Raw genomic sequence first — 17268 nt, forward strand, 5'->3', positions numbered from 1 at the left:
TGGATGACTCGCTCGTGCCGGGCGGTCCGCTGGGTGCGGCGGAAGGCCTGGCGGTGCCTGACGGCCTGGCCGCAGAGGATGAGTCGATCGGGCCGGATCGCCCGCCCACGCTGGACGGCCCGGCCGGAGTGGGTGACCCGATCGCGCCGGACGGCCCGTCGCCTGCGGCGGATGTCTCGACTGAGGCGGATGATCCGGCTGAGGCAGCCGGCCCGCTTGCGCCGGCCGGCCCGGCTGGGGCGAATGACTCGCTGGCGCTGGAAGATCCGTCGGCTGCGGTGAGTGCCCCGGCCGCGTCGAAAGGCCCGGCCGCGGTGGGTGATTCGCTCGGGCTGGATGTCCTGCTCGCGCCGGCCGGCTCGTCAGCCGCGGCAGACGACGCGGCCGCGCTGGACGGCTCGCCCGCGGGACCGCTCTCGGAGGGCAGTCCGGCTGCGGCGGATGGCGCGCTCGGGTTGGATGGTCCGCTGGCCCTGGGGGAGGGCTTGACCGCGCTGGACGGCTCGCTCTCGGCGGCCGGTTCGCCGGCGGCGGGTCGCGCGCTCGCGTCGGACGTTCCGTCAGCCGCGGAGGCGGAGGAGGACGCGGCCACGTTGGACGGCCCGCTCTCGGCGGCCGATTCGCCGGCGGCGGATGGCCCGCTTGCGCCGGATGGCTCGTCCGCTGCACCGAATGACTCGCCCGCTGCGCCGGATGGCTCACCCGCTGCGGCGGATGACTCGGCCGCGACGGATGGCCCACCGGCGGAGGACAGTCCGTCCGCGGAGGGCCGCGAGTGCGCGGGAGGCAGGCCCGCTGCCCCATGCCGCCCGCCCGGGCTCCGCCCGTCCGTGCCGGTTCGCTCGTCCGCGCCGGCCCGCCCGTCCGCGTCGGGTGTCGCGCTCCCGCCGGTCCGTCCGTCCGCGTCGGGCGATGCGCTCTCCCCGGTCCGTTCGCCCGCTCCCGGCGTCCGTGTCGGCGTCGGCTGTGCCTTCCGGCGCCGGGCGTCGTCCGCGATGATCCAGCGGCGGTGCAGTTCGACGAGTTCGTCGCGGGAGGCGCCGCAGAGTCGGGCGAAGCGTTCGACCGGGGCGTACTCCGTGGGTACGGCGACGCCGTTGCAGTACCGGTGCAGTGTGGAGGTGCTCATGTGCAGCCGCTTCGCCAGGACTCCGTAACTGCGTCCCGAACGGCCCTTCAGTTCCCGCAGCCGAGCCGCGAACTCGGCTATCCCCTCGGACATACAGGCTCTTCCCGTCCCAGATCCGCGTTCCAGGCCGCGGCATCGTTCCAGGTCGGACTATATGCAGCCGTTCCGGCTTCCCCAAGGACGCGACACGCCTTGCCGCCGGAACGCGCCACGGCACAGGCTGTCGGCACAGACCGCGGCCAGGGAACGGACCCACCGGACGCGGTCGGAACAGGAGCTGCCGTGCGGATCAGGTTCCGCCTCCGTCTCGACCCCGTCGACGCCGTGGCCCTGGGAATGCTGGTCGTGTCCGTCCTGTCGGTCGTGGCGCTCCTGCGTCACCTGTGACGCGCCACCCAGCGCTCCCAGCGCTCCCGGGCCAAAAGTCCACCCACTCCTCTCCTCCCTCCGACAGGAGTCACACCATGCGTACCTCCCGCCTCGCCGCCTCCGCCCTCCTCGCGGCCACCACCCTCGCGCTCGCCGCCGGGCAGAGTCAGGCCGCACCGGCGTCCCGCCCGGCCGCGGCGCCGAAGACGGCGGCGTGTTCCGCGGCGCACACCAAGTTGACCGTCCAGAACGTGAGTCGCCCGATCAACCACCAGCTCCTGACGCTCACCAACACCGGCAGCACCAGGTGCAACGCCTTCGCTCACCCGTACCTCGGCTTCGACGACGAGCAGTCGGTGATCCGCGTCGTGGAGGACAGCAAGCCGCAGGCCGTGGTCACCCTCGCGCCGGGCGAGTCCGCGTACGCCGGGATCGGGCTCTCCGCGGCCGACGGCAGCGCCGACCACGGCCGTTGGGTGCGCACCGTCCGGGTCCACCTCCACGACGGGTCGGGCTCCGCCGACGACTCCGTCCGGGTCACGCTGCCCCGCGGTACGTGGATCGACGACTCGGCCGCCGTCACCTACTGGCAGACGGACCCGGCCGACGCCCTCGTCTGGTGAGGGAGCTTCCGGCATGTGCGCGTCAACCGGCCTGCCCATCAGGGAAGTTGGGTGGCGAAAATGGCGTGCGCGGTGCCGCGTCGGGGAGTTAGCGTCCCCCTGTGGACGAGAGAGAACTGCTGGCCCGGGCCGGCGGACCGGTGACGCGTGGCCGTCTGGTGCGGGAGGTGCGGTCGCTCGGTCTCGCCGAGGGCGACACCATCATGGTCCATACGAGCCTGTCCGCCCTCGGCTACGTGCCGGGCGGCACCGCGACCGTCATCGCCGCGCTCACCGAGGCCGTGGGCGCGTCCGGCACGCTGATGGCGTACTGCGGGTGGAACGACGCCCCGCCCTACGACCTCCCCTCCTGGCCCGAGGAGTGGCAGGCGGCGATGCGGGCCGAGTGCCCCGCCTACGATCCGCTCCTCAGCGAGGCGGACCACGCCAACGGCCGCCTTCCGGAAGCTCTCCGGCGGTGGCCGGGCGCCGTGCGCAGCCGGCACCCCGACGTCAGCTTCGCGGCCGTCGGAGCGCGGGCGGAGGCCCTGGTGGCCGACCACCCCTGGGACGACCCCCACGGTCCCGGTACGCCGCTGGCCCGGCTCGCGGCGGCGGGCGGACGCGTCCTGCTGCTGGGCGCGCCCCTCGACAGCATCACCCTCCTGCACCACGCGGAGGCCCTGGCGGAGGCGCCCGGCAAGCGGTTCGTCGAGTACGAGCAGCCGGTCCTCCTCGACGGCGTACGGACCTGGCGCCGCTTCCGGGACATCGACTCCGAGGACGGCGCCTTCGACTACACCCCCGTGGTGCCGGAGGGCGAGTGGCCGTTCGCGGTCATCGCGCGCGACATGCTCGCCGCCGGCCTCGGCGTCCGGGGCACCGTCGGGGCGGCGGAGTGCCACCTCTTCGAGGCGCCGGACGTCGTCCGCTTCGGGGTCCGGTGGATCGAGGAGAAGCTGGGAGGGCCGGCGGGCGTGCGGGGGTGACGCCCCCCGGCACGGGGGCTCGCCACCCGGCCGCCGGCACGGGGGCTCGTCACCCGGCCGTCGATCGGCGCGGCCGGGAGCGGACCCCGACGAGCTGCCGGGTTCCGGCCCCGGTCAGCCGCCCAGCGCCGCGACGCCGGCCCGGGCGAACTTCTCGTCGAGGTCGCCGCTGGGCGCCCCGGCCACCCCGATGGCGGCGACCGGCGCGCCCTTCGCCTGCACGGGCGCGCCGCCCGGCAGGAAGAGGGTGCCGGGGATGTCCTTGAGGTTGGGCGTCTTGGCGAGGCGGTCCACGAGGGCGGAGGTCGGCGCGTTCCAGGAGACGGCCGTGAACGCCTTCTTCTCGGCGCTCGCGTACGACTGCGGGCCCGCGCCGTCACCGCGGAGGGTGACGAGGGTGTTGCCGTCCCGGTCCACGACGGCGACGGAGACCGCCTGGCCTTCCTTGACGGCGGCGTCGAGGGTGGCCTGGGCCGCCTTGGTGGCGGCGGCGATCGTCAGGTGGCGCGTGGAACGCAGGGAGGCGTCCTTGGCGCCGGCCGCCGGAGTGGCGGCGTTGGCGGCGACGGCGCCGACGACTCCGGCGGCGACGACGGCGGAGGCGGTGGTGAGGAGCTTCTTGGCCTTGGTCATGCACCGATCCTCCGGCCGGACCGGGCGCGGGCGCGTCGGCCGGCGGGCTGCCCGTCCGGGCGGTACGGGCGACGCCGGGGTCGACCGATCGGTTGATGCGGGGACGGCCGTGTGCGGTGAGGATGGACGCGCGTGCGGGGTGTTCCGGTACTGCGGTACGGGGAGTGTGTGCCGCGCGTGGTGTGGAGTACCCGGGCGGTGTGAGGACGTGGGATGCGGCGGGAAATGGGAACGCCGGGGGCGGGCGGGATGGCCAGGACGGGCGGGATGGCCGGGACAGGCGGGGCGTCCGGGACGGGTGGGGCGCCGGGGCCGCGTGCGTCCGGCCCCCACGCCCCAGGCCCGTACGGCCAGGCCCCGGCCCCGGACCCGTACGACCAGGCCCAGGCCCCGTACCCGTACCCGCACGGCCGGCCCCCCGACCCGTACGCCCCCACGGAACCCGGCGAGGCCCCAGCCGCCCACCACCCCCCGGCGACAGCCGCCGAGCGGTGGCTCGCGTTCGTCCTGCACGCCGCGTTCTTCCTGCTGCTCGGCGCCTCCCTGGCCCGCTTCCTCATCCGCCACCCGGGCGAGCCCCGCACGCCGTGGATCATCGCGCTGAGCGCCGGACTGGCGCTGCTGCAGGTGGTCGGTCAGGGGCGGCTCGCCCGGCCCGTGCCGCGCCGGTTCGTCTGGCTGGGCGCGGTGGTGGCGGTCTGGATGGTGCTGGTGGTGCTGGCACCGAGCTTCGCGTGGTGCGCGGTGCCGTTGTTCTTCACGGGGCTGCGCACGCTGCCGCCGCGCGCGGCGCTCGCCCTGGTGGTGATGCTCACCGCGTTCGTGGTCGTGGCGCAGCTCAAGCTGTCCACGGGCGGCTTCGACCCCAACCTCGTCCTGGCCCCGCCCGCGGTGGCGGCGATCGGGGCCGCCGTGTTCGTCCGGATGCGGCACCAGGCCGACCGGCAGCGGCAGCTGATCGACGACCTGATCCGCACCCGGCGGGAGCTCGCCGCCACCGAACGCCGTGAGGGCACGCTGGCGGAGCGGCAGCGGCTGTCGATGGAGATCCACGACACCCTGGCCCAGGGCCTGTCCAGCCAGCAGATGCTGCTCCAGGCCGCCGACCGGGTGTGGGCCACCGACCCGTCGGCCGCCCACCGCCACGTACGCGCCGCCGCGTCGATCGCCGGACGCAACCTGGCCGAGGCCCGCCGCTTCGTCCACGACCTCGCGCCCGCGGACCTCGCCGGCGGCAGCCTGGAGGAGGCCCTGCACGCGCTGGCGGCGCGCGGCGGAGGAGGCCGGCGGGCTCGTCGTCCGCTGCCACGTCGAGGGCGCCCTGCCGGAGGACCGGCCGCTGCCCGAGGCCGTCGGGTCCGCGCTGCTGCGCATCGCGCAGGGCGCGCTGGCGAACGTCCGCGAGCACGCCGGCGCGACCACGGTCACCCTCACGCTGACCTGCCTCGACGACCAGGTGCTGCTGGACGTCGCCGACGACGGCCGGGGCTTCGACGCCCGGACCGTGGCCGCGTCCGCCCCCGGCGAGCGCGGGCACGGCCTGCCCGCGATGCGTGCCCGGGTCCGGCGGCTCGGCGGCACGCTGACCGTCGAGTCGGCGCCGGGCGAGGGCACCGTCCTGTCCGCCGCCGTCCCCCTGGAGCCGCTGCCATGACCCGGGCCCCAAGGGTCCCCGGAGTCCCCGGAGTCCCAGAAGATCCCGTCGCCCCCGTCACCCCCGTCCGTATCCTGCTCTGCGACGACCACGCGGTCGTCCGCGCCGGGCTGCTCGCCCTGCTCGGCAGCGAGCCCGACATCGAGGTCGTGGGCGAGACCGGCAGCGGCGAGGAGGCCGTGGCCACGGCCGCGCGGCTCCGCCCCGACGTGGTCCTGATGGACCTCCAGCTCGGGCCCGGCATGGACGGTGTCGAGGCCACCCGCCGGATCGCCCCGACCGGCGTCCACGTCCTCGTCCTCACCACCTACGACACCGACGCCGACATCACGCGCGCCATCGCCGCGGGCGCCACCGGCTACCTGCTCAAGGCCGAACGCCCGGAGGAGCTCTTCGCGGCGATCCGCGCCGCCGCCGAGGGCCGGCCCGCCCTCTCCCCGCCCGTCGCCGGCCGCGTCCTGGACCGCATGCGCGGCGGCGGCCGCCCGACGCTGACCCCGCGCGAACTCGACATCCTCGCCCGGCTGGCGGAGGGCCTCGGCAACCGGGAGATCGCCCGGACCCTGTTCATCAGCCAGGCCACCGTGAAGACCCACCTCGGGCGCATCTACGACAAGCTCGGAGTCGACACCCGGGCCGGCGCCGTCGCGGTCGCCAAGGAGCAGCGGCTCCTGCCGTGAGCGGGCCCACCGCGCTTGCCGGCCCACCGCGCCGCCCGGGGTGGGGACATCCCCACCCGCCGGGTCCACCGACCGGTGGACGGCAAGTACGACCGGGCGGTGCTGTCGCGGGAACACCCCGAACGACCAGGCTTTTCCGCATGAAAGAGCTACCTGTGCGCGCCGCCCGCTGGAGCGCCCTGCACCCCTGGCGCGCGATCGTCGGATGGCTGGCGTTCGTGGTGCTGTGCCTGGGGGCGGGCATCACGGCCGGCACCAACAGCGCCACCACGGAGGACTATCGCGTCGGCGAGGCCGGCCGCGCCGAGGCGATGGCGGCCGAAGGCCATCTGGAACGCAGGCCCACCGAACAGGTGTTGATAACCGCCCGGTTCGGCGCCCTGGACCGGGCGGCGGCCGACGCCGCCGCGCGGGACGTCGCGGCGCGGATGGCGCGGCTGCCCGAGGTCGAGCGGACAGCCGCGCCGCGCGTCGCGGGGAACGGCGAGGCGCTCATGGTCGAAGTGACCATGAAGGGTTCGGAGCTGGACGCCCAGAAGCACGTCGGTCCGCTGCGGGAGCAGACGTCGGCGGTGCAGCGGAGCAACCCGCGGCTGCTGGTGGAGGAGACCGGGCACCCCTCCGTCAGCAAGGGCGTCGACGGCCAGCGCGACAGCGACCTGGCGCTCTCCGAGAAGATCACCCTGCCGGTCACCCTGATCACGCTGCTGGTCGCCTTCGGCTCCCTGGTCACCGCCCTGGTGCCGGTGCTGCTGGCGCTCTCGTCGATCGCCGCGGCGATGGGGCTGTCGATGCTCGCCTCGCACCTCTCTCCCGACGCGGGAGTCGGCAACAACGTCATCCTGCTCATCGGCCTCGCGGTCGGCGTCGACTACACCCTCTTCTACCTCAAGCGGGAGCGGGAGGAACGGGAGCGCTCCGGCGGCCGGCTCGCCCCCGAGGCGCTGGTGGAGCTGGCCGCGGCGACGTCGGGCCGGGCGGTCGTGGTCGCCGGCCTCGCGGTCGTCGTCTCGACGGCGACGCTGTACCTGGCGTCCGACGTCATCTTCTCCTCCCTGGCCACGGGGACCGTCCTCGTCGTCCTGGTCGCCATGGCCAGTTCGCTGACCGTGCTGCCCGCGCTGCTGGTCAAGATCGGGCAGCGGGCGCAGCGCCGTGCGGCCCGCAGGGCGCACAAGCTTCGCCGGATTTACGAACCCCGCAGTACGCCCAAGCCCCGGCGGGAGCGGAAGGCCGGGACCGGCCGGGTGTGGACCGTCCTGATGCGGCCCGCGAGCAGGCACCCCGCGCTCACCCTCGGCGTCTCGACGCTGGCCATGCTCGCCCTCGCCGTCCCGGTGGCCGGGATGAAGCTGACCGAGATGAGCCAGGACACCCACTCGCGCGCCATTCCCGCCATGCGGACGTACGACCGGCTGAACGAGGCGTTCCCGGAGCTGCGGGTCAGGCACCAGGTCGTCGTCCGCGCGCGGGCGGACCGCGCCGACGAGGTGGCGGGCGGGCTGCGGGAGCTCGGCCGACGGGCGCGGGCCGACCGGCTGTTCACCGGCGAACCGCGGCTGCGGACCTCGGCCGACCACCGGATCAGCGTCCTGGAGCTGTCTGTTCCGCATCTGAGCGGCTCCGCCGAGGCACGGACGTCCCTGGTGCACCTGCGGGACGACTACGTGCCCCGGACGGTCGGCCGGGTGCCGGCCGCCGAGACGGGCGTGACGGGGGACGTCGCCCGGTACGCCGACTATCCGGCCCACCAGAAGGGCAAGCTGCCGCTGGTCGTCGGGGCGCTGCTGGCGGTCACCTTCGTCATGACGCTGCTGGCGTTCCGCTCGGTGGTCCTCGGGCTGGTCGGCGTCGTCCTCAACCTGCTGTCCGCCGCTGCGGCACTGGGGCTGCTGGTGCTGGTGTTCCAGGGCGAGTGGGCCGAGAGCCTGCTGGGCTTCCACTCCACCGGGTCGATCGGGGCCCGTGTGCCCCTGTTCCTCTTCGTGATCCTCTTCGGACTCTCCATGGACTACCAGGTGTTCGTGGTGAGCCGGATCAGGGAGGCGGCGCTGCGCGGCGTCCCCACCCGCACGGCGGTGCTCGACGGCATCGGCAGTTCGGCGGGCGTGGTGACCAGCGCCGCGGTGGTGATGGTGACGGTCTTCGCGAGCTTCGTCTTCCTGCACCTGATCGAGATGAAGCAGATCGGCTTCGTCCTGGCGGCGGCCGTCCTGCTCGACGCCTTCGTCATCCGCGTCATGATCCTGCCGTCGGCCATGCTGCTGCTCGGGGCGGCGAGTTGGTGGCCTTCGCGCGGAATCCGAAGGGCCCGGTCCATTCCGGCGCACCCGGGCGGAGCCCCGGCCGGCGTACCGGCCGACGTACGTTGATCCCCATGAACCTGTGGTCGAGGATCGGCAACCGCGAGCACTCCCGTCACGGCCCGGCCCCCGTGGCCCCCGTGGCCCCTGTAGCCCCTGTGGCCCCCACGGCCACCGCGACCCCCGGCCATCCCGCCGACCCGTTCTGGGTCAGGACCCTCGGCCAGTGGAACACGGTCTGCCGGGCGCTGTTCGGCGCGATGTCCCTCGGGCTCGTCGTGACGGGCCGGCCCGGCGGGACGCGGTACGGCGTGCTCGCGCTGCTCGGCTGCGTCGTGCTCGGGTACGCGGTCCTCGACCGGTGGCCGGACAACCCCGTGCTCCGGCCGCACACCTACCTGTGGATGCTCGTCCTCGGCATCGGCGGGCTCTCGTACCTGCGCAGCGGCTACGCGGCGCTGTTCATCGTGGCGCTGCCGCACTTCTGGCTCTTCGGCAGGACCCCGCGCACCTCCGTGGTCTACACCGGACTCGCCACCGTGTCCTCGCTGACCGGCAGCTGGCTGCGGCAGGGCTGGAGCGCGGAGTTCCTCAGCGAGACCCTCGTCTCCACGCTCGTCGTGGTCGCCGCCAGCGTCCTGATGGGATTGTGGGTGCACTCCGTCGTCGAACAGAGCCGGGAACGGGCCGGACTGATCGCCGAGTTGGAGCGGGCACAGCTGGAACTGTCCGAGGCGCACCAGCGCCAGGGCGCCACGGAGGAACGGGAGCGCATGGCGCGGGAGATCCACGACACCCTGGCGCAGGGGTTCGCGTCGATCGTCGTCCTCGCCGAGGCCGCGCGGGCCGGCCTCGGCACCGACACCGAACGCAGCGCACAGCAGCTGCGGTCGATCGAGAGCACGGCGCGCGAGAACCTCGCCGAGGCCCGCGTCCTCGTCGGCTCCGCGCAGCCGAACCAGGTGGCGGCGGGCTCGGTCGCCCGGACGCTGCGCCGGACGCTCGACCGCTTCACCGAGGACACCGGCCTCACGGTCGACGCCGACCTGGCCGACATCGTCTGCGACCAGCCCACCCGGATCGCCCTGCTGCGCTGTGCGCAGGAGTCGCTGGCCAACGTCCGCAAGCACGCGGCCGCGTCGACGGTGGGCGTCGTCCTCGCGCGGCAGCCGTTCGGCGTCGAGCTGGAGATCACCGACGACGGACGCGGCTTCCTCGTCGACCGGTCGCACGGGTTCGGGCTCGACGGGATGCGCAAGCGGCTCGCCGAGCTGGGCGGGCGGCTCACCGTGACCAGCTCGGTCGGGGAGGGGACGCGCGTCCTGGCGACGATTCCCGTGGATCCCGTGGATCCCGTGGATCCCGCGGAGAGCGAGGCGGCGGCGTGACGGGCATGACGGGCAAGACGGGCGTGACGAGTGTGATGACGGGCGTACGGAAGCTCCGCGTCCTCGTCGTGGACGACCACACGGTCATGCGCGCCGGGGTCATCGCCCTGCTCGCCTCCGAACCCAGCATCGAGATCATCGGCGAAGCCGCCGACGGACGCCAGGCCCTCGACCTCGTCGACCGCCACCGGCCCGACGTCGCCCTCATCGACCTGCGGATGCCGGTCCTCGACGGCGTCGCCACCACGACCGAGATCGCCGCCAGGCACCCGGAGACCCGGGTCCTGATCCTGACGACCTACGACACCGACGCCGAGATCGAACGCGGCGTGGAGGCCGGCGCCATCGGCTACCTGCTCAAGGACACCACCCGCGACCAACTGGTCGACGCGATCCACGCGGCGTCGCGCGGCGAGACCGTCCTCGCCCCGCGTGTGGCCGCCAAGCTCGTCGCCCGGCTGCGGCAGCCCGCGGAGGTCCCGCTGACCGCACGGGAGACCGACGTGCTGAACGCGGTCGCCGACGGGCTCACCAACGCCGAGATCGGCGCCCGGCTGGTCATCGCGGAGGCCACGGTCAAGACCCACCTGCTGCGGCTCTTCGCCAAGCTCGACGTGAACGACAGGACCCGCGCGGTCGTCGTCGCCATGGAACGCGGCCTGCTGCGGCGCCCCACGTAGCGCGCGCCGTCCCCCGCAGCGCGTGCGACGGCCGGCGGGCCCTGCCATCGGCGGCTCGGCCCGCCGGCTCCTCAGCCCAGCAGCTCGCGGGCGGCCAGCGCGGTGCCCTCGACGCGTGCGCGGATCTTGGTGAAGGCGATGTCGCGGGAGGTGGACGTGTCGTCGGCGAAGGGGGAGAAGCCGCAGTCGTCGCAGCTCCCGAGGCGGTCGACGGGGAGGTGGCGGGCGGCGGTCAGGACCCGGTCGCGTACCTCCTCGGGCGTCTCGACGCGGGGGTCGATCGGATCGATGACGCCGACGAACGCGCAGGCATTGTACGGGAGATGCTCCGCGAGAAGAGCCAGCACCTTCTCCGGATCGGGCTCGCTCGCGAGCTGGACGTAGAAGGCCCCCGCCTTGAGCCGGAGGAGCGCGGGCAGCAGCTCCGCGTAGTCCACGTCCAGGCTGTGGGTGGAGTCCTGGTCGCCGCCGGGGCAGGTGTGGACGCCGATCCGCGCCCGCTCCGCGTCGGAGAAGCGTTCCAGGACGCGGTTGTTGAGCGCGACGAACTGCTCCAGCACACCGCCGCTCGGATCGAGCTTCAGCGCGAGGCGCGCCTCGGTGAAGTCGAGCTGGACGCGGTGGGCGCCGGCGTCCAGGCAGCCGCGGATGTCGGCCTCCGCCTCGGCGGTGAGGTCGTCGAGGAATGCCTCGCGGGGATAGCCGTCGATACCGTCGGCCGGGTACAGCAGGCTGAGCGCCGAGGGCGCGATGACGGCCTGCTTGACGGGTACGGTCGCGTGCCGCCGCGCGGCGCGCAGGTAGCGGTCGGCGTGGACGGCGTAGCGCAGCGGCCCACCGGTCAGGCGCGGCAGCTGCCGCTGGTGGCCGTCGGCGAAGGGGATGACGGCGCCGTCGGGCGCCAGGTGGTCCAGACCGGCCAGGGGGTAGGTGACGAAGCTGGGCTTGGACTGCTCGCCGTCGGTGACGACGGGGGAGCCGGCCTCCTCCAGGCGGCGGACGGTGTCGGCGACCGCGCGGTCCTGGGCGGCCGCGAGCTCGTCGTCGCCGATGCGGCCGGCGGCGTGCTCCGCCATGGCCGCCAGCAGCTCGGGCGGACGGGGGAGGCTGCCGATGGGCTCGGTGGGGATCCCCTCGGGGGTGGTGGTCATGACCGGATCTCCAATCGGGCGTCGCCGCTGTTTCCCCGGAGCCCCGAGGCAAGGCAGTCGGTGGGCAACTGGCGGGGCAGCGCGAGCACTACGGTCCGTTCCGCCTGCCCTCCGGCGCCGCGGCCCTTGACGACCCGGCCCGACATCGTGACGGTGAGGATGCCGGCGGCGCGGACGGCGGTGCCGCGGTCGTAGGAGATGAACGACCACTTCCCGTCGGCGTACTTCACCTTCTCCACGGCGCGGGGGCTGTTCAGCGAGTTGCAGGACGCGCCCGGCGACACCGCTTCGAGGAAGCCCATGGCCGGCAGGGTCCGGCCGGGTGCCACCGTGCACACGTACCCGGCCTCCGTGCGGACGAGGGTCGTACGCGCCTGAAGGGTCAGCGGCGGCTGGTACGTGCTCTCGCTGGCTCCCCGGCAGGAGATGGGGCCCGTGTGCGTGCCCGTGCCTCTTTCCGCGCCTTCGCCCGTGCCGCCGTGTCTCCCCCCGTCCGCGTGTCCGGCCGGGGTCCACACCACCGACGAACCCACCAGCATCAAGGAACCCAGCAACACTGCCGCGCCGCGACTGCCGAACATGCGCCCTCCAGGGAATCAGGTCCGCCGACAGGCCCTCCCCACCCCGGGCCGACGCCACCGCCCCCGGCTCCTTGCGGTGCGCCGACCGCGCACGCCCCGCTCCGCACGCGGGACGTGCACCCGGTGCACCCGGCCGGGTGGCCTCGGCCCGCGGTCCGGCGGGTAGGACAGCCGAACCGGACTCCGGCACTCACGGCCGAGCGCCCCGGCGCCCCGGCGGAAGGAATGCGATGGACCAGGCAGCAGCACAGCGGCTCGTCTTCGCCATGCTGGACGCGGACGGGGACGGAGTCGTCTCCCGGGCCGAGTACATGGCGCGCGCCACGAACGCGGCACGGGCGGCGGGACGCGAGGACGACGACCCCCTCGTCGTCACCGCGCGCACCCTCGGCGAGCGGGCGTGGGCGTTGATGGACGCCGACGGCGACGGCGGGATGACGTTCGACGAGTACGCGGCCTGGGCGGGCGCCGAGGCGTTCGACACCGTCTGCGCCCCCGTCCTCGGAGCCCTCTTCGACCTCGCCGACACCGACGGCGACGGCACCCTCGACCTAGCCGAGTTCACCGCCCTCCGGACCGCCCTCAACAACCCGCCCGCCAACGCCGAAGCCGCCTTCGCGGTCCTCGACACCCAGCACGACGGACGCGTCCGCCGCGCCGACTACATCGCCTCGATCCGCTCCCACGTGACCGGCGGGAACTCCCCGATGGGCGAAGCGCTGTACGGCGGGGTGCCGGTGGGGTAGCGCGCACGCCACCGGACCGCCGGGGAAGGGGGGAGAACCCCTGGACCGCCGACCCCAGGGCCCTGACGCCTTACTTCTCCTCGGTGACGCAGGTGGTGCGGTTCAGGATGCCGACGGTGTCCGTCCCGCAGTTGTTGCTGAACCCGGAGGCGTTGCGGGAGTCGATGTTGGACAGCAGACCGCCGGTCGGGCCGGTCACCTTGCGGCCCTCGCCGTGGTGGTGGCGGGAGTCGTACCGGGCGAGGCACGTCCGCTCGTTGAGGACGCTCACCCTGCCGGCACCGCACAGGTTGGAGTGCGCGGAGGCGTTCTTGGCGAGGATGTTGGACAGCAGGCCGCCCACCCCCGCGTCGACGGTGTCGGCGCTCGCGGCACCGATGCCCGCCGGGGAGGCCAGGATGGCCACGGCCATGCCGGACAGGACCGCGAATCGCCTGAGAGAAGAAGCCACTGCTCCGCCTTGTCTTTCGGTGGGATACGGCGAGGTGAGGGGCGCGGCGCGCGCCGCCGCCCTCACCCGCTCGGCCTAACGGAACGCGGGATCCGGGGTTACGGTCCGGAGAGACGGTGATCGGAAGAATCGCCCCCGGTCGCCTCCGCCAGGTCGATGAGCGCCCACAGGTTCCGCCACCACTGCTCCAGGAAGCCGTAGTGGCGGACGGTGTGCGCGACGAAGTAGAGCCCGAAGCGGTTGACCGCCAGGTCCCAGAGGGCCAGGCGGTACCCGCGTTCCCACCGGTCCCGGTCGATGGCGGTGCGGGCGTGGGCCGCCAGCGACTCGCGGTGGACTTCCGAGAGTTCGGCGACCGTCGCGGCGTCGATGTCGGCCGGGTCCAGGGCGGTGCAGAGCAGCTCGGCGAGGTCGTGCTGGGGGACGTGCAGGGTGGCGAGCTCCCAGTCGTACGCGCAGAGCCTGCCGTCCGCCCGGATGGCGAGGTTGCGCGGGTTGAAGTCGTTGTGCGCGAGGGTCCTCGGCATCGCCTCGATCTCCGGCCACCAGCGGTCGATCGTGCCGATGCGGGACAGCAGCCGGGCGTGCTGCCGCGCGTCGGCGATCTCGGGGAACTCCTCCGCCGCGTGGTCGGCCAGGGCCACCCACAGGTCCCGCATCCCCGCCATGTCCGCGGCGTTGGGGACGTGCCCGATCCACGGCATCCGGCGGAGCGCCGGTTCCCTGCCGTACCAGACGGAGTGGAGTCGGCCGAGGTCGCGCAGGGCGATGCCGAGGTGCCGGCGCGACCAGCCGCGGGGACGTTCGGAGGTGTCCATCAGCTCCATGCCGCCGAGGCACTCCATCACGATGACGTACGCCTCCCGCCGGTCGTCGCGGTAGGTCCGGTACGTCCGCGGCATGAAGTCGGTGAAGCGGGTGTCCGTCTGCTCGTACAGGGCCAGTTCGCGTACGTCGCAGCCCACGAAGCCGAGCCGCTGCTCGAACCTGCGGTAGTGGGTCGCCACCGGGCCGCCGCACAGGCCGGCGGCGAGCCCGGCCATCTTGATGACCTCCCGGTCGGTGGGCTTCACCTTGACCATGACGTCGAGCTTGTCCTCCACCCCGCCGCGGTCGACCACCAGCCGCATGGGGAAGAGCCCGACGTCCTTCTTCACCGTCCTGGACGTCAGTTCCGACAGGACGCTGGGTCCCATGGGGAGGTCGGCGGCCTCGACGCTCCTGACCTTGACTCCCGGCAGGGCGGAGTGGCCGAGCGCCGACTCGAGGAACGCGGCGTCGAGTTCGTCGCGCCGGAACCAGCTGACCGGCCGGTTGCGACCGAGGCGCTCGTGGGCGCTCGCGAACTGCCCGGAGACGGCGGCCGAGACCGTCGACAGGTCCAGGGCCAGGGCGAAGCCGGCGATGATCTCCGCCAGCCGGGCGGCGCTGCCCCGTCCCGTGCACCCCATCAGTTCCAGGAGTTCGTGCTGCGTGGCGAGATGGGTGCCGCCGCCGACCGTCCCGACCGCCAGGCCGGGGAGCGTCATGCTCGCGTAGACGCCGTCCGGCGTCCGTTCGAGGACGAACTGCCCCACCCCCGACTCGTGGACGCAGGCGATGTCCTGGCCCGTCGCGGTGAAGAGCGCCGCCACCATGTTGGCAGTGTTCGCGTTCGAGCCCACCACCCCGCTGTGCACGGCCCCCGCCGCGATGTGCTGGTAGCCCCTGACCAGCGCGTCCGGGGTCGTCTTCAGGACGCGTTCGACGACGCCTCCCGGCAGGACGACGTCGGCGGACACCCTGATGCCGCGGCCCTCCCCCATGGCCTGGGCCGAGGCCTTCTTGTCGCCCGAGGTGTTGCCCTCGATGATGAAGGACTCCAGGTCCCCGTCGCCGACCAACCACGGCTGTGCCAGGACCCATTGGCACGCGTGCCAGGTGCAGGCCGTGGTCATGTTCTGCCCGGCCGCGTCCCCGGTGGTGTACCGGAACCTCAGGTGGACGGTCCGGCCGAGGACCACGGGTTCGACCGAGACGAGTTCGGCGTGGCGGGAGACCTGCCGGACGGCCGCGCGGAGCTCGTCGAGGTGCCGGGGGACCGCCGAGGCGAAGCGGCCGGCGGCCGACAGCCGGTGGAAGGCGAAGACCGGCGCCCGCGTCATCGCCTGGGAGACGGCACGGGTGGTGACGCCCCCGGCCATGGTGACGGCCAGGGCACCTCGTGTGGCGGACGAGACGAGGGCGCCCTCGGTCGTCGCCATGGGCGCGTAGACCTCCCCCTGGACGTTCTCCCCGCGGAACAGCAGGGGCCCGGCGATGCCGACGGGGATCTCGACGGTCCCGACGAACCCCTCGATGTTGCCGGTCAGCCGGCCGGCGTCGAGCCGGGTGTGCTGCAGGGAGTCCAGGGGCGTCCGGGTGGTGGAGCGGAGCCAGTCGAGCCGCTGGAGGCGCGCCGACTCCGTGTGGATCCCCCGGGCGGGGACGTACCGTCCGGCCGTGCGGCGCGGGCGGGTGGGGCCGGCGTTTCCTCCGGAGCTCATGGGGCATCGCTTTCTGTTCGCGGGCACGCGCCCGCCCGGTCGGCTTGATGCGGCTCTGCCGGCTCTGCCGGTTCTGCCGGTTCTGCCGGTTCATCCGGTCCATCCGGGACGGCGGTGCACTGGGGGACATCGGTGAGCGCGGAAGCGCGCAGGACGAGGAAGGGAACGGCCAGGGCGAGGGTGCCGACAGCCAGGCCGTTCCACAGCCCCAGCCAGGTCCCGACGGCACCGGCGAGCAGTGCGGCCACCGGCTGGGAGCCGTACACCACCCAACGGCTCGTGGCGAGCATCCGGCCCTGCAACGCGGGGTCGCAGACGGCCTGCCGCAGAGTCCGCTGGGTGGAGCCCTGGGCGACGGCGCACCCGAGCTGGACGAACATCGCCAGACCGACGGCGAGCTGCCAGACGCGGCCGGGCGTGGCGAGCAGGAGCGGCACCTCGGTGCACGGGGCGAGGGCGAGGGCGGTGAGCATGACGCGCACCGGCCCGTACCGGGTGACCAGCGGGCGGACGGCGAGCGCGCCGCAGAACCCGCCGAGCGCGGCCACGCTCAGCGTCGTACCCAGCGCCGCACTTGAGTAGCGCAGGTCGCGTAGCAGGTAGACGGACCACAGCGGGGTGAGGAAGGCCATGACGGCGACGTACGCGGTGGCGGCGAGCATCAGCGGCCGGATCGTGGGGTGGGCCCACACGTAGCGCATCCCCTCGGCGATCTCCGCCCGGAGCGTCGTGTGCTTCCCGCGCCGCTCCGCGGCCGGTTCGTGCACGCGGATGCGGGCGAGGAGAAGGGCGCAGACCAGGTAGGAGGCGACGTCCAGGCAGACGGCGCGAGCGGCGCCGAGGACGGCGACCAGGGCGCCGCCGAGCTGCGCGCCGGCGCTGTCGGCCAGGGATCCGACGCCGCCGAGCCTGGAGTTGGCCTCCAGCAGCCGTGAGCGGGGCAGCAGCGAGGGAAGGAAGCTGATCCGCGCGGTGGAGCCGAACACCTCCGCCACCGCGCTCACCAGCGCCACCCCGCACAGCAGCTCCAGCGACAGCCGGCCCGCGGCGTCGGCGAGCGGGACGACGAGGAACGCCGCACCGCCGACCAGCGCCGCGCCCACCATCACCGGGCGCTTGCGGTACCGGTCCGCGAGCGCCCCGGCGGGGAGCGACACCAGCAGGGGCGGGAGCTTCTGCGCGCACGACAACAGCGCGACCTGCCAGACGGAGGCGTGCAGCGTCACCACGGCGATCAGCGGCAGCGCCACCTGCGTGACCCCGCTGCCCACGAGGTCGACGGCGTTCGCGGCCCAGTAGTGGACAAAGCCCCGGTGCCGCCAGAGACCGGCCGACGCGGCACCCTGCCCACCCACCCGTCGTCGTACCGTCATACCTATGACAACGA

13 protein-coding genes and 2 pseudogenes are annotated in these 17268 nt (G+C 73.9%); 8 read left to right on the forward strand and 7 right to left on the reverse strand.

All coding sequences use genetic code 11. The features are described from left to right. Positions 1 to 973: 973 nt before the first annotated feature. A pseudogene (locus tag JNW98_RS37010) lies at positions 974 to 1222 on the reverse strand (helix-turn-helix domain-containing protein); the annotation flags it as partial. Between the two features lie 371 nt (positions 1223 to 1593). Here JNW98_RS37010 and JNW98_RS00885 point away from each other — a divergent pair. Continuing rightward, a complete protein-coding gene (locus JNW98_RS00885; RefSeq protein WP_223766093.1) occupies positions 1594 to 2121 on the forward strand; it encodes a DUF4232 domain-containing protein in 528 nt (175 codons plus the stop codon). Between the two features lie 101 nt (positions 2122 to 2222). After that, the gene (aac(3), locus tag JNW98_RS00890) at positions 2223 to 3089 is read left to right on the forward strand and encodes an aminoglycoside 3-N-acetyltransferase (RefSeq protein WP_223766094.1); all 867 of its coding nucleotides are present in this window, start codon (positions 2223 to 2225) and stop codon (positions 3087 to 3089) included. 114 nt (positions 3090 to 3203) lie between these two features. Here aac(3) and JNW98_RS00895 read toward each other — a convergent pair whose 3' ends face one another. Next, on the reverse strand, positions 3204 to 3722 hold the full coding sequence (locus JNW98_RS00895) for a GlcG/HbpS family heme-binding protein (RefSeq protein ID WP_223766095.1): 519 nt from the start codon (positions 3720 to 3722) through the stop codon (positions 3204 to 3206). Positions 3723 to 3935: 213 nt separating this feature from the next. Here JNW98_RS00895 and JNW98_RS00900 point away from each other — a divergent pair. From JNW98_RS00900 to JNW98_RS00920, 5 genes and pseudogenes are all read left to right on the forward strand, one after another. Then, positions 3936 to 5376 (forward strand): annotated as a pseudogene (locus JNW98_RS00900) (sensor histidine kinase). Further along, positions 5373 to 6056 (forward strand): response regulator, encoded by a 684-nt coding sequence (locus JNW98_RS00905; protein ID WP_223766096.1) that lies wholly within the window; start codon positions 5373 to 5375, stop codon positions 6054 to 6056. Before JNW98_RS00900 ends, JNW98_RS00905 begins: the two are co-directional and overlap by 4 nt. Before the next feature lie 140 nt (positions 6057 to 6196). Beyond that, complete coding sequence (locus tag JNW98_RS00910; protein WP_223766097.1) at positions 6197 to 8428, forward strand: MMPL family transporter; 2232 nt, start codon at positions 6197 to 6199, stop codon at positions 8426 to 8428. A 5-nt stretch (positions 8429 to 8433) separates the two neighbouring features. Next, a complete protein-coding gene (locus tag JNW98_RS00915; protein WP_223766098.1) occupies positions 8434 to 9747 on the forward strand; it encodes a sensor histidine kinase in 1314 nt (437 codons plus the stop codon). Positions 9748 to 9782: 35 nt separating this feature from the next. Beyond that, complete coding sequence (locus tag JNW98_RS00920; protein WP_223766166.1) at positions 9783 to 10427, forward strand: response regulator; 645 nt, start codon at positions 9783 to 9785, stop codon at positions 10425 to 10427. 71 nt (positions 10428 to 10498) lie between these two features. On the opposite strand, the gene JNW98_RS00925 is transcribed toward JNW98_RS00920, so the two are convergent. Together JNW98_RS00925 and JNW98_RS00930 are read right to left on the reverse strand one after the other, a co-directional pair. Further along, positions 10499 to 11578: a cobalamin-independent methionine synthase II family protein gene (locus JNW98_RS00925; protein WP_223766099.1), complete on the reverse strand. Its 1080-nt coding sequence runs from the start codon at positions 11576 to 11578 to the stop codon at positions 10499 to 10501. Beyond that, entirely contained in the window at positions 11575 to 12159 is a 585-nt protein-coding gene (locus JNW98_RS00930) for a hypothetical protein (RefSeq protein WP_223766100.1), read from the reverse strand. Before JNW98_RS00930 ends, JNW98_RS00925 begins: the two co-directional genes overlap by 4 nt. A gap of 230 nt (positions 12160 to 12389) precedes the next feature. On the opposite strand from JNW98_RS00930, the gene JNW98_RS00935 reads away from it, so the two are divergent. Next, the gene (locus tag JNW98_RS00935) at positions 12390 to 12905 is read left to right on the forward strand and encodes an EF-hand domain-containing protein (RefSeq protein WP_223766101.1); all 516 of its coding nucleotides are present in this window, start codon (positions 12390 to 12392) and stop codon (positions 12903 to 12905) included. Positions 12906 to 12975: 70 nt separating this feature from the next. Here the strand turns inward: JNW98_RS00935 and JNW98_RS00940 are convergent, their stop codons facing one another. The 3 genes from JNW98_RS00940 to JNW98_RS00950 all read right to left on the reverse strand — a co-directional run bounded on the left by JNW98_RS00940 (position 12976) and on the right by JNW98_RS00950 (position 17254). Then, complete coding sequence (locus JNW98_RS00940; protein WP_223766102.1) at positions 12976 to 13356, reverse strand: hypothetical protein; 381 nt, start codon at positions 13354 to 13356, stop codon at positions 12976 to 12978. Positions 13357 to 13454: 98 nt separating this feature from the next. Further along, positions 13455 to 15881 (reverse strand): hydroxymethylglutaryl-coenzyme A reductase family protein, encoded by a 2427-nt coding sequence (locus tag JNW98_RS00945; RefSeq protein WP_223766103.1) that lies wholly within the window; start codon positions 15879 to 15881, stop codon positions 13455 to 13457. Further along, the gene (locus JNW98_RS00950) at positions 15878 to 17254 is read right to left on the reverse strand and encodes an MFS transporter (RefSeq protein WP_223766104.1); all 1377 of its coding nucleotides are present in this window, start codon (positions 17252 to 17254) and stop codon (positions 15878 to 15880) included. Before JNW98_RS00950 ends, JNW98_RS00945 begins: the two co-directional genes overlap by 4 nt. Positions 17255 to 17268 lie beyond the last annotated feature (14 nt).

Origin of the sequence: Streptomyces huiliensis, from assembly GCF_020037025.1 — a bacterium.
Classification (GTDB): domain Bacteria; phylum Actinomycetota; class Actinomycetes; order Streptomycetales; family Streptomycetaceae; genus Streptomyces; species Streptomyces huiliensis.